This is a genomic window from Bacillus sp. XT-2 (assembly GCF_025696525.1).
Taxonomy (GTDB): Bacteria; Bacillota; Bacilli; order Bacillales; family Bacillaceae; genus Bacillus; species Bacillus halotolerans.
Genome location: NZ_JAHVOC010000001.1, coordinates 858,291 through 872,800, shown reverse-complemented (window position 1 = coordinate 872,800; position 14,510 = coordinate 858,291). Strand labels below are relative to the sequence as shown.

The window sequence follows — 14,510 nt, the reverse complement described above, 5'->3', positions numbered from 1 at the left end:
TTTTTTCTTTGTCCTCTCCCCTACTGAAAGGAAGTGATTCTTACTTGAGTCAAAACCTCAAAATTATACTAACCCCACAAGCTGATACCTCATCCAAAACTGTCGAACAGTTAAATCAGCAAATTAAATCTCTGGAAAAGAAACTCAATTCCCTCAAGCTCAATACTAATATTGATTCTACAACCTTAAAAGCTCTTCAAGAATTCTCCTCTGCTGTCGATACATATCAAAAAAACCTAAAATCCTATAATCAAACAGTTAAAGAAACCTCAACAGTAATTAAGAATGCTGACGGATCAGTTGAAAAGCTCACCCAGCAGTATAAGAAAAATGGTGAGATACTTCAACGTGAAACAAAAATAATCAATAATCGCAATACTGCTCTAAAGCAAGAAACTCAAGAGGTTAACAAGCTTACACAGGCCACTGAGAAACTAGGTCAGGTTCAAAAAAAGACCGAGCAGAGAAATCTGCAAGGACAACCAACAAAGGTTGTGCAGAAAAATCGCCACGGATTCGATGATATAGTTTATACAACTGATCCTAAAACTAATTCGACCTCTTCAAAAACTACAACTAATTATGACCAACAAAGGAGAGCAATTGAGCAACTTAAGCAAGATCTAGAGAAGCTTAGACAGCAAGGGATTGTTACTGATACGACCATCTCATCTCTTGGCCGAAAAATAAACACAGCTCAATCCGCTCAACAAATTGAAGCACTGCAAAATAAGATAAGGATGCTAGACGATAAATCTGCGGCAGTTGCAAAGAACAACGAATTAAAGAAAACCATTGAATTATATCAGCGACAGGCACAAGTGAATGTCCAAAACCTCAATACACGGTATGGTAGTTCAATGGGGTCTAATAATAGACAAGCTGTTCAAGATTATTTGAATGCAGTAAATAGTCTTAATGTAAGCACTGGAAGCAATAATATCAGATCACAAATTCAAAGCTTGAATATGCAATTTAGAGAATTAGCCTCCAGCGCTCAAGCAGCTGCTAATCAAGCTTCTTCTTTTGGAGCAGAACTAACCCAAACCTTCAAAAGCATGTCCACCTATTTAATCTCCGGTTCTTTATTCTATGGAGCTATCTCCGGCCTTAAAGAAATGGTATCCCAGGCTGTTGAAATTGATACTCTCATGACAAATATTCGCCGTGTTATGAATGAGCCTGACTATAAATATAATGAACTTCTCCAAGAATCTATTGACTTAGGTGATACACTTTCAAATAAAATAACAGATATTCTCCAAATGACAGGCGATTTTGGGAGAATGGGCTTCGATGAAAGTGAACTCTCCACGTTAACGAAAACTGCTCAAGTTCTTCAAAATGTCTCCGATTTAACTCCCGATGATACAGTTAATACTCTTACGGCAGCAATGCTCAACTTTAATATTGCAGCCAATGATTCAATATCAATTGCAGATAAATTAAATGAGGTTGATAATAACTATGCTGTTACAACCCTCGATCTAGCGAATTCTATCCGTAAAGCAGGTTCAACTGCTTCTACATTCGGGGTCGAGTTAAATGATCTTATTGGTTACACAACCGCAATCGCTAGTACAACACGTGAATCAGGGAATATCGTCGGCAACTCTCTAAAGACAATTTTCGCACGAATTGGGAATAATCAAAGCTCAATTAAAGCGTTAGATGAAATCGGTATTTCTGTCAAAACAGCTAGTGGAGAAGCTAAATCAGCAAGTGATTTAATAACTGAAGTTGCCGGTAAGTGGGATACACTTTCTGATGCTCAGAAACAAAATACTTCAATTGGAGTAGCTGGTATTTATCAATTATCCCGTTTTAATGCAATGATGAACAACTTCTCTATTGCTCAGAATGCGGCTAAAACTGCGGCTAATTCAACAGGAAGTGCTTGGAGTGAGCAGCAAAAGTATGCAGATAGTCTACAAGCTAGGGTAAATAAGCTTCAAAATAACTTTACTGAATTTGCTATTGCAGCTTCAGATGCTTTTATTAGCGATGGATTAATTGAATTTACTCAAGCAGCAGGTTCTTTGCTTAACGCTTCAACAGGAGTAATCAAATCAGTTGGGTTCCTACCTCCCCTTTTAGCTGCAGTAAGCACTGCAACCCTTTTGCTCAGTAAAAATACCCGCACATTAGCCACCACCCTAATTTTGGGAACACGTGCAATGGGGCAAGAAACTTTAGCAACTGCTGGGCTAGAAGCTGGTATGACTCGTGCAGCAGTCGCCTCAAGAGTTCTAAAAACTGCTCTTCGAGGGTTGCTTGTTTCAACATTAGTTGGCGGTGCGTTTGCTGCTTTAGGATGGGCGCTAGAATCATTAATTTCTTCTTTTGCAGAAGCTAAAAAAGCTAAAGATGATTTTGAGCAGAGCCAGCAAACCAATGTCGAAGCAATTACGACCAATAAAGACTCTACTGATAAACTAATACAGCAATATAAAGAGCTTCAAAAAGTTAAAGAGTCAAGATCTTTAACTTCAGATGAAGAGCAAGAATACCTTCAAGTCACTCAGCAATTAGCACAAACTTTCCCTGCATTAGTTAAAGGCTATGATTCTCAAGGAAATGCAATTCTTAAGACAAATAAAGAACTTGAAAAAGCAATTGAGAATACTAAAGAGTATTTGGCTTTAAAGAAACAAGAAACAAGAGACAGCGCAAAGAAAACATTCGAAGACGCTTCTAAGGAAATTAAAAAGTCTAAGGATGAATTAAAGCAGTATAAACAAATAGCTGAATACAACGATAAAGGTAGACCTAAATGGGATCTCATTGCAGATGACGATGACTATAAGGTTGCAGCTGATAAAGCTAAACAAAGTATGCTCAAAGCTCAATCTGACATTGAGAGTGGAAATGCTAAAGTTAAAGATAGCGTCCTTTCAATTGCAAATGCTTATAGTTCAATTGATATCAGTAATACTTTAAAGACGAGTATTAGTGATGTTGTCAACAAACTGAACTTAAAAGACGATTTAGATCCTGAAGAATTAGAAAAATTCTCCTCTTCTTTAGGAAAGCTTCAAGAAAAAATGCAAAAAGCTTTAGATTCAGGTGATGAAAAAGCTTTCGATAATGCAAAAAAAGATCTTCAAAGTCTCTTAGAAACATACTCCAAATCCGATTCTTCTATTGATGTTTTTAAAATGAGCTTCGACAAAGCACAGAAGAACATAAAAGATGGAGATAAGAGCTTATCTTCCGTCAAATCTGAAGTTGGTGATTTGGGTGAGACGCTGGCAGAAGCAGGTAACGAGGCAGAAGAGTTTGGTAAGAAGCTAAAAGAAGCTCTGGATGCAAATAGTGTCGATGATATTAAGGCAGCTATTAAAGAAATGTCAGATGCTATGCAGTTTGATTCCGTTCAAGATGCCTTAAATGGGGATATTTTCAATAACACCAAAGATCAAGTGGCTCCTCTCAATGATCTTCTGGAAAAAATGGCTGAAGGTAAAAGTATTTCTGCAAACGAAGCTAATACCCTTATTCAAAAAGATAAGGAACTTGCCAAGGCTATTAGCATCGAAAACGGCGTTGTGAAAATTAACCGTGATGAAGTCATCAAACAAAGAAAAGTTAAACTTGATGCTTATAACGACATGGTTACCTATAGCAACAAATTGATGAAAACAGAAGTTAACAACGCTATCAAAACTTTAAACGCTGATACCTTACGGATTGACAGCCTGAAAAAGCTACGAAAAGAACGAAAGCTTGATATCTCTGAGGCTGAACTTTCTGACCTAGAAGTTAAGTCAATTAATAATGTTGCAGATGCAAAAAAAGAACTTAAGAAGCTTGAAGAGAAAATGCTTCAACCTGGTGGATACTCCAATAGTCAAATTGAAGCAATGCAAAGCGTTAAATCAGCTTTAGAATCTTATATTTCTGCATCTGAAGAAGCCACCAGTACACAAGAAATGAATAAGCAGGCACTTGTTGAAGCTGGAACATCGTTAGAGAATTGGACAGATCAACAAGAAAAAGCCAATGAAGAAACCAAGACTTCGATGTATGTTGTTGATAAATACAAGGAAGCATTAGAAAAAGTTAATGCTGAGATTGACAAGTACAACAAGCAGGTCAATGATTATCCGAAATACTCTCAGAAATATCGAGATGCAATTAAGAAAGAAATTAAAGCACTCCAGCAAAAGAAAAAGCTTATGCAGGAACAAGCTAAGCTACTTAAAGATCAAATTAAATCCGGTAACATTGCTCAATACGGTATTGTAACCACTACATCTTCATCTGGGGGAACCTCTACTTCAACTGGTGGCTCATATTCAGGCAAGTATTCAAGCTACATAAATTCAGCAGCTAGTAAATACAATGTTGACCCTGCCCTTATTGCAGCTGTAATTCAGCAAGAATCAGGGTTTAATGCTAAAGCACGATCTGGTGTAGGTGCCATGGGATTAATGCAACTGATGCCAGCAACAGCGAAAAGCTTAGGAGTAAATAACGCTTACGATCCTTATCAAAATGTTATGGGTGGAACAAAGTACCTCGCCCAACAGCTTGAAAAGTTTGGCGGTAATGTTGAAAAAGCATTGGCTGCATATAATGCTGGGCCTGGTAACGTAATTAAATATGGTGGCATCCCTCCTTTTAAAGAAACACAGAATTACGTCAAAAAGATCATGACCAACTACAGCAAATCCCTCTCCTCTGCCACTTCTTCAATCGCCAGCTATTATACAAATAATAGCGCTTTTAGGGTAAGCTCCAAATATGGACAACAGGAATCCGGTCTCCGCTCCTCCCCACATAAAGGAACTGATTTTGCTGCAAAAGCAGGTACAGCAATTAAATCTCTTCAAAGTGGTAAAGTCCAAATTGCTGGCTACAGTAAAACTGCAGGTAACTGGGTTGTTATTAAACAGGATGATGGAACAGTTGCCAAGTACATGCACATGCTTAACACTCCTTCTGTTAAAACAGGTCAATCAGTTAAAGCCGGTCAAACTATTGGTAAAGTTGGTAGCACAGGGAACTCAACTGGGAACCATCTTCATCTACAAATTGAGCAAAACGGAAAAACTATTGACCCTGAAAAGTACATGCAAGGTATTGGAACTTCTATTTCAGATGCGTCACAAGCTGAGGCAGAACGGCAACAAGGGATAGCCCAGGCTAAATCTGATCTTCTCTCCCTTCAAGGAGATATCGATTCAGTCAATGATCAGATTCAAGAACTTCAGTATGAACTAGTTCAATCCAAACTCGATGAGTTTGATAAAAGAATTGGGGATTTTGATGTTCGGATAGCTAAAGATGAATCAATGGCTAACCGATACACTTCTGACAGCAAGGAGTTCCGAAAATACACCTCTGATCAGAAAAAAGCTGTGGCAGAGCAAGCTAAAATCCAACAACAAAAAGTTAATTGGATTCAAAAAGAAATAAAAACAAATAAAGCATTGAACTCTGCTCAACGTGCACAGCTTCAAGAAGAGCTTAAACAAGCCAAGCTAGATTTAATTTCTGTTCAAGACCAGGTTCGTGAGTTACAGAAACAACTTGTCCAATCTAAAGTTGATGAGACACTCAAGTCAATTGAAAAGTCATCTTCTAAAACCCAAGGGAAAATTAAAGATGTTGATAATAAAATATCAATGACTGAAGAAGATGAAGACAAGGTTAAGTACTATAGCAAACAGATAAAGCTTATTCAGCAACAACAAAAGGAAGCCAAAAAATATATCAAACAGCTTGAAGAGCAAAAGAAAGCTGCGAAAGGTTTCCCTGACATCCAGGAACAGATCACTGAAGAAATCGAAAACTGGAAAGATAAACAGAAAGATTTTAACCTTGAGCTTTATAACACCAAGAAATCGATCAAGGATATCTATAAATCATTGGCTGATGAAGTTGTATCCATCTACAAAGAGATGTACGAAAAAATGCGGGATATTGAGTTAGAAGCGCATCAGAAAGCGACTCAAGACTTGATTGATGAGATAGACAAGACTGATGACGAGGCTAAATTTCAAAAAGAATTAAAAGAAAGACAAGACAGTATTCAAAAGTTGACTGACCAAATTAATCAATACTCTCTTGATGATTCTGAATTCGGAAAGTCAAAAGTCAAAGAACTAACTGAACAGCTTCAAAAAGAACAGTTAGACCTTGATGATTTTCTAAAGGATCGCGAAAGCAACAAACGGAAAGAAGCACTCCAAGATCAGCTCGAAAAAGATGAGGAGTCAATCAACAATAAATACGATGATCTTGTAAATGATGAACGAGCCTTTAAGAATCTTGAGGATAAGCTTATGAACGGGAAAATCACCGATATCGCAAAGCAGCTCAATGAGTTCTCTAAGTTTATTAATAGTAATATGGAGTCCATTGGAAAGAGTATCTCAAACAACCTGATTGATAAGCTCAAAGAAGCATCTAATGCACTGAATACTGCTGTCAAAGGCAACACGACAGGTAAAAAAGTATCCTCTTTCGCTTCTGGAGGATACACTGGAACAGGATTAGGTGCTGGTAAGCTTGCATTCCTACATGACAAAGAACTGATCTTAAATAAAACTGACACAGCCAACATCCTTGATACGGTAAAAGCTGTTCGTGAAACCGCTGTGGACAATTCTCCAAAATGGGGTCAAGGAGTAAAATTAGCAGACCTTATTAAAAAAGGAATTACTTCTATTCCTTCATTAGTTCCTAACGTTAATCAATCAATGTTATCAAACAGTTTAATTCCGAATTTAAAGAAGATTGATATCCCCTCAAAAACAATTGCTTCTTCTGGAGATAAAACAATTAATCTAACAAATACTTTCCACATTGATAAGCTAATGGGAGGAGAATCGGGAGCGAGATCTATGTTTGAAAGCATTAAAAACGAAGTTGTAAAACTAAATGGTAGCATGTAAGAGTCTGCTTTTGCAGACTCTTTATTTAACTTAACTTGAGGTGGAAACTCATGATTAGAGAAAGTCAATACTTTATGTTCAATAATATCCCTTCTTATGAATTAGGAGCCGTAAATGTAAATACAGAAGGAGGACTTTTAGAGGAGTCGTTTATTGCAAATAGAACAGTAAATGAAACATACACTAGGCTATCTTCAGAACCATATGTAGACAATGTCAAACTTGAGCCGTATGAGATCCCTTTGAATTTTTACATAGAAAACCATCTAGATGAAAAAAATGTTCGAAGAGTTGCTCGTTGGTTAAATGTAGATGATTATAAACCACTTTCTTTTAGTAGAAATTTAGACATAATTTATTTTGCCTTACCAATAAACGCTACAGATTTAGTTCATAACTGTTCTAACGATGGATATGTGAAGCTCACAATGAAGGTATTCCCCTATAAATATGGGCAAGAAACAATAACTCATTGGTTTGATGTCACCTCAGGTGTTAAAAATATTGAAATTGAAAACATAGGGGATATCGACATTCCGTTATCGCTTGAATTTAAGAAGATAGGCAACGGTGACATAACTGTTGAGAACTTAACTTTATATAGAACACCTCTGAAGTTTACGGGAATAAAACATCATGAAGTTATCCATGTTGATTCCAATAAAAAATTGATCACTTCAAGTGTTTCGGGTTATGAATGTTATGACCAAGTAAATGAAGAGTATGTGATTTTAACAAGAGGTAAAAACAGAATTAAAATAAATGGTGAGTGCTATATTCGATTAAAATACCGATACAAATATTTATAGGAGGATGTATTTTGTTAAATAAGTTTAAACCAGGCGAAATCCTCCTTTCTTTAGCAAAACCAAATAAAAAGAAAATCGCTAATATTTCGGATTTCTCAAATGTATCTCTTAATCTAAGCTTTGCTGATTTAAATGATCTATCTTTTAATATTCCACTCAAAGCCAGGTACAATTTTTTGATGAAGCCCAACCATGTGGCAAAACTAATGCGTGAGTGGTATCTTATCAAGGCAGAATTCTTAAACAGAGTTGAATGGTTTGTGATAACCGGTTTAACAAAATCAGAGAATGAGGAGCAAACAATACAAGTTAGATGTCAAGGACTACCATACATCCTTCATAAAAACAAAATAAGGTCTTATCAAGGAGTTTCAAAGAATCTACAGGAAGTGGCCACTGATTGTCTTAAAGGCACAAGGCTCAATATCGGTTATATTGATCCTTCATTTAATGAAAAAAGACGATCATTTGATGTCACTTCAACAAGATATGAGTTTTTAAAAACAATATGGGAAACTTTTGAGGCAGTCCCAGTCTTCGACACTGTAAAGAACACTGTCTCTTTTTATAAGAAAGAAACAGTATCCAAGTACAAAGGTGTCCAATTCTCCCCTGAACGATTTATGATTGATATGGAAGATACCATTGATATTGATGAAGTCGTAACACGTTTAAACATCACAGGTAAAGACGGAATTGTGATTAATTCGGTAAACCCTACTGGACAGAGTTACTTGGACGATTTTTCTTATTTTCTATATCCTTTTAAACGTGATGAAAACAGAAATGTAATAAAACACAGTGATTACATGGATGATGATTTATGTCATGCGATTTTGGATTATAATGAACTTGTCAATAAAGAAGGCTCTTCTTTCCGCCTCCTTTTAAACCAAAAAAGGGATTTAGAAACCCAAAAAACGACTCAAGAAAATAAACTCTTCACTCTTGAAAACATTGAGCTACAGCAAATTTTAGATAAGATAACCGTAGCGAAAAAAGCCGGTGACGACACAAAAGATCTTATTAAACAAAGAGATGCAAAACTATTAGAGGTTACCGCCAAAAAAGCTGAAATATCTAGAATAAATTCTCAAATCACAAACATATCTCAGGAAATAGAAAAACTAAAAGACCGTTTATCGATGGACAAGTTTCTTGGTGAGGAACTTAAGAGGCAACTGTCTTATTTTATTTTTGAAGATGATTGGGCTAATGACAGTATCTTTGATGAGACAGAGCTTTATGAAAAAGGGTTAGAGGAACTGAGCAATAGAAACGCTCCCCCTGTCGATATCAGAACGAACATCGTAAACCTATTTAATGTTAATAGCGAAAAGGCATTTTGGGATAGAATTTATCTCGGAGATATAATCAGGGTAGTTAATAAGAATTTCAGAACCGATGTCAAAGCAACCCTTTCAGGGATGACTTTCGATTTTGATCAACAGAGTATACAGGTTACACTTTCAAACGGGAAAAGAGCCAGATCATTGGAACAGGAATTTGCTAATACTTTGTACACAGCTAAGAAAGCATCCACTGAATTTAATAAGAAAAAAATTGATTATGATACACTTCTTGTTAATTACAATGCACGTAATGATCGTATCTCATCTCCTGTGGCAAATCCAACTATTCTTAATAACGGAACCGCAATAACTCATGTTGTCAACGATAATGGATCGGTTGATATCTCCATTGAATGGCAGTTCCCAAATTCTAAAGAGGAAAAGTACAATATTGACGGATTCCTTGTCCACTGTTACTCAGATACATCTTCAGACACCTATATATTTGGATCAAAGATGTCATCTGAACAATATCTATCAGTTAGCTATGATAAGAGAATTGCAACCCTTACAGGACAGGTTTCAAATAAATATTATACGTTTGGAATTCAGGCCTACCGGACTGTTGAAGCGTCTATTGATAGCAGCGGACGTATACTTTCCGACATTATTCAACCCCAATTCCCCTCAGAGAACCCCTACCTCCCTTCTAATTCGGTTGAGGTTAAAGGAAGTCTTAATGGAAAAGTTAATGGTCTCTATACAATCTCCACAGAAACTAAGCCAGAAGATCCAGAGACAGGGACAATTTGGATCAATCCCCAGAACAATAAACAAGAACTGTATAACGGAGAAGAATGGATTGTCTCATCTGCAGGTTCAGCAGACTCCTTGAATGGTTTTAAAGCATCTACAACCACCTCACCAAATTCGATACCAGTGCGCAATGAATTAGGAATTATTAGTGGTTCAATAGACGGTAATGCAGAGTTGTTAGGTGGACGAGCAGCATCAGATTATGCATTAGCTGATAATATCCCCCTACCTCCTAAGTTCGCAAAGGGTGTTTATATAGGAGACGGTACTCCAAGTAAACAAATCCCCCTCTCCTTTACTCCAGATCTAGTCAAAATAACCCCGATTTCACCTGAAGACAGTCAGCTAGTAATTGAAAGTCAATTGGGGGGCTATGCCTATCAAGTTACTTCAACTGGACTTTCCCTTATTGGAGGAGATTTAAGTTATGGTGCTTTGGGAAACAACCTTTTTTTCACAGGCTCAGATAGTAACTGCAGAGGAAATAAATTAAACGTTAAATATATCTGGGAAGCATACCAACAAAATTAATGGAGGTGATTTAACTGGCTGATTTTGCTGAACTATATAATGACCCAATTTTAAGTAAAAAGAGAGTAGGTTCTGTTGAAGACCCATATCTGACTTATAGCGAGACATTAACTGTATACAACGGAAGAGCACTCCTAACTGAGATTCCTAACAGAGAGTTTCGCGTGGAAGTTATTGGAGATGAGAAGGAATGGCGAGAAATTGAAGATGGTGAACTTGAAGACAATTATTTTAAGGTTGATTACCTTATGGGAGTTGTCTTTTTTAATGCTTCAAATGAAGGAAAATCACTCACCTTTAATTATAGTGGTGAAGGTGCTGCCTTCTTCCCCGCCACTCGAATTTGGATTAAACGTCAAGGTAACATGGTTGTAGAGACTCTGCAAGGACTTATTGATGATGCTGAAGATGCAATAATACGGATGAATGAGAGAATCGCCGAGTGTGAACGAGTAACAAAACGATGTATCGAAATAACAAACTGGTGTAGACAAGCAACTTCTGATTATGAGTATGTAGTTGAGAACACTAGAAAAATATATTTGCCGATGGTTTATACATATCAAGATTTAATGGACACTTATCCAAATCCTCAAATTGGATGGGTTGTTACTGTTAGAGAAACCGGTATTGAATATCGTTGGGACGGTTTTGACTGGATTAATATTAGTATTTCAGATCAATATGATGGTTACGATGTAGTTTCCAGTTATGTTGAACCCTATAACATAAGAACAATATGGCTTAGGACGAACAATGCTCCTGTAAGAAAACGAGTAAAGACATCGGTGAATACACCTGATGGTAGCATGATTTGGATTCGTAAGGAATAAAGGAGGACACATACATTGAGCAATAATTTAATTCCAGTAAATACAATGGGGTATTACGATGAAGAGAAAGAACAATGGATACCTGTAGATGCTGTTGGCTTAAAATCAAATAATAATAGATACACAGCTGATGATATTAATCAAAAGTTCATTACAACAGACAATAAGATTGGTAATGTTGATAGTATTAAAGCAGAAGGAAGCTCTTTATCTGAAAAAATTATAAATGAATTTAACTACAGAGGGATAAATATTACCTGGTTAGGTGCGAAAGGTGACGGTGCTACTGATGATTCAACTGTCTTTTCTGAGATTGAGTCAAATTATCAGGATAAAACTTTTGATTTAGCTGGCAAAACCTATGTTGTTTCTTCCTTTCCAAGAAAAAATAAATATGTTAATGGTTATTTCAAGATAGGCCCCCAAACATTCTACTCCGGTTACGTTTCTATCATACAATCAGGTAATTCAAATGTTATTATTGGGCGCAATGCAGCAAAAAACTTCCAGCCTGGTGATCAATACACTGGAGTAGCCGGGCATAATTTAATTGCTATCGGTGATAATGCAATGCTTGCTGCCAGCCAAAATTCTAAAAACTCGATTGCAGTTGGTTTAAACGCTTTAAGTTCTAATGAATACGGTTTTTATAACATTGCAATAGGACAGAAAAGTCAATCTTCCTCCAATGGTGTTCAAGGACAAAAGTTTCCTGGCACAAGAAATGTTTCCATTGGTGATCACACATTAATGTTTAACAAAGACGGTTATTTAAATATTGCCATGGGTAGAAATGCCCTACAGACAAATGAACATAGTAAATGGAATGTAGCTTTAGGCGCTGGTTCAATGTCTGGCTATGCCCCTCTAGACCTCGACGGTTCTTCTATTGTTAACAACACCCCTCAATCATTTGTGTGTTCAACTGGCGTAGGGTTAAACACTTTATCGATGTCAAACGGAAATGATAATACCGCCATTGGCGCAAATGCTGCAAAAGAACTCAAAAAAGGAGATCGCAATACTGCTATAGGCGCTTATGCTATGGAGTCGTTTGAAAAAGGTGTTTCTTTTGAAGGAAATGAAAGAATTATTTCAGAGTTATATGGAACCTATGAATGGCGTGACCAAACTATTTCAGTAAATATGCCAAAACATGGTCTGAAGTCTGGTTACAAAGTTTTATTGTCAGTTAACGATAGAGAAGCAATATATTTTACAGTAACTGGCGCTACCACAGACACCTTCACAGTATCTACAAATATTAAAGCCTCAACTCCCGAAACAGGTACCTTGTTAATGAAAGAGTACAGTACAACTACATCTGTATCTAAAAGTTACGATAATACTGCAGTCGGAATTAAAAGCATGTATCAAGCAACTCGCGGAAACTTCAATACAGGATTAGGCGGATTCTCACTTTCTAAAAATGGTGGCGATAGAAATACTGCAGTTGGTTACTTAGCACTTGCGAGCAATGTTACAGGTACAAACAATACAGCTCTAGGCTACGGTGCTTTAAGGTTTATGACAGGTGGCGCAGAATTAAAAGACATTTCAAATTCAACTGGTATCGGATTTAATTCAAGAGTATCAGGGAGTAATCAAATTCAACTAGGTAATGGCGACGCAACTCCTTATTCATTCAATCCGCTTCAAAACAGGTCAGATTTGCGAGATAAAGCTGATATTAGAGACACTGTATTGGGATTAGATTTTATTAAAAAACTCAGACCTGTTGATTATAAATGGGATATTCGGGACGATTATGTAACTTTTGATCAAGACAATAATGTTATCCAGCTTGAAAAAGATGGTTCCAAAAAGAAAGATCGTTATCATCATGGTGTAATAGCCCAAGAAGTAGAAAGCCTTATTAAGGAAACAGGAGTGGATTTCGGAGGATTCCAACACCATGAAGTTAATGGTGGCGAAGATGTAATGTCAATTGGCTACACTGAATTTATTGCACCTCTAATAAAAGCAGTTCAAGAGCTTTCTGCTAAGGTTGAAGAACAAGCAGAAGAAATAGCAGTGCTTAAGAACTCATAATACAACCTTTTAGGAGGTGGTTATGTTCTAGATAAAATATAGATTTTATTCAAAATACATACTTGAAAGACAGAGATAACAAGAGCATACGTGAGATAAAGAGAGATTGGGTTTTGTCCCCTTCTCTCTTTTTGTGCTCAAATTTAATTTATAGGAGAGATGTTATTTGTCAGCTTATACAAACAATTACATTCCAGTAAACAAGTATACTCGACCTGGTTTAAAGTTAAATGGTGTGAAAAAATGCGTCCTACACTATACAGCCAATCCGGGTGCCGGCGCAGACAATCACCGAAGATACTTCAGCAATGCGCAAGTTTATGCATCAGCTCACATTTTCGTTGATAAAACCGAAGCAATTTGTATTATTCCGTTAAATGAAGTAGCTTACCATGCAAATGATATTCAGCAAAGAGATAGTGCCGGAAATCCTTATCGAGGAGTAGCTGCACTGAAACCTAACGCTAACTTCTTATCTATTGGGGTTGAGATGTGCCTTGAAAAAGACGGTTCATTCCATTCGGAAACAGTTGAAAGAACTGAGGATGTGTTCGTTGAATTGTGTAATAAGTTTGGTTTAGATCCTATTGATGATATTGTTCGTCATTATGACATCACCCATAAGAATTGCCCTGCACCATGGGTATCTAATAGCCAAAAATTTGTAGACTTTAAAAATCGAGTAAAGGCAAAAATGTCAGGCAAATCTGTTTCAAAAGCTTCTCCAACTAAACCAACAACCTCCTCCCCTTCCTCTTCATCAGCAGCAAGTGGTTCACTAAAATCAAAAGTTGACGGTCTTCGCTTTTATTCAAAACCATCTTGGGAAGATAAAGATGTTGTCGGCACAGTAAATAAAGGCATTGGATTTCCTACAGTTGTTGAGAAAGTTAAAGTCGGATCTGCGTATCAATATAAAGTTAAGAACTCTAAAGGTGCTACATATTACATCACTGCCTCTGACAAATATGTTGATGTTACAGGAACAATTAAAACTTCTTCCTCTACCCCAAAAACAACATCAACTTCTTCAAGCTCCTCATCTATTAAATCCGTGGGAAAAATCAAAATTGTCGGTGTATCAAGCGCAGCAATCGTAATGGACAAACCTGATCGAAATAGTTCTAAAAATATTGGCACAGTTAAGCTTGGAAGCACTATTTCAATTTCTGGTTCAGTTAAAGGTAAAAACAATTCAAAAGGTTACTGGGAAGTTATTTATAACGGTAAACGTGGATACATCTCAGGGCAATTCGGTTCAAAAATTTAATTATA

At 36.7% G+C, this 14,510-nt stretch carries 6 protein-coding genes; all 6 read left to right on the top strand.

Going from position 1 to position 14,510, the window contains the following annotated elements:
- Positions 1-44 precede the first annotated feature (44 nt).
- The 6 genes from cwlP (at position 45) to blyA (ending at position 14,505) form a co-directional block, all read left to right on the top strand.
- Positions 45-6,902 carry a transglycosylase CwlP gene (gene cwlP / locus KXD37_RS04765; RefSeq protein ID WP_263463277.1) on the top strand — a complete coding sequence of 2,286 codons (6,858 nt, stop codon included), beginning with the start codon at positions 45-47 and terminating at the stop codon, positions 6,900-6,902.
- A gap of 50 nt (positions 6,903-6,952) precedes the next feature.
- The gene (locus KXD37_RS04760; protein ID WP_263463276.1) at positions 6,953-7,711 is read left to right on the top strand and encodes a phage tail domain-containing protein; all 759 of its coding nucleotides are present in this window, start codon (positions 6,953-6,955) and stop codon (positions 7,709-7,711) included.
- 11 nt (positions 7,712-7,722) lie between these two features.
- Positions 7,723-10,350, top strand: coding sequence for a phage tail protein (locus tag KXD37_RS04755; RefSeq protein ID WP_263463275.1), 2,628 nt, complete (start codon positions 7,723-7,725; stop codon positions 10,348-10,350).
- Positions 10,351-10,364: 14 nt separating this feature from the next.
- Positions 10,365-11,183, top strand: a complete 819-nt coding sequence (locus KXD37_RS04750; RefSeq protein WP_263463399.1) for a hypothetical protein — start codon at positions 10,365-10,367, stop codon at positions 11,181-11,183.
- 15 nt (positions 11,184-11,198) lie between these two features.
- A complete protein-coding gene (locus tag KXD37_RS04745) occupies positions 11,199-13,235 on the top strand; it encodes a tail fiber domain-containing protein (protein ID WP_263463274.1) in 2,037 nt (678 codons plus the stop codon).
- A gap of 166 nt (positions 13,236-13,401) precedes the next feature.
- Positions 13,402-14,505: an N-acetylmuramoyl-L-alanine amidase BlyA gene (gene blyA / locus KXD37_RS04740; protein WP_263463273.1), complete on the top strand. Its 1,104-nt coding sequence runs from the start codon at positions 13,402-13,404 to the stop codon at positions 14,503-14,505.
- Positions 14,506-14,510 lie beyond the last annotated feature (5 nt).

Bases quoted from the DNA above. Each gene is read 5' to 3' on its own strand.
- KXD37_RS04760 (WP_263463276.1), top strand. From the start codon at position 6,953: ATGATTAGAGAAAGTCAATACTTTATGTTCAATAATATCCCTTCTTAT.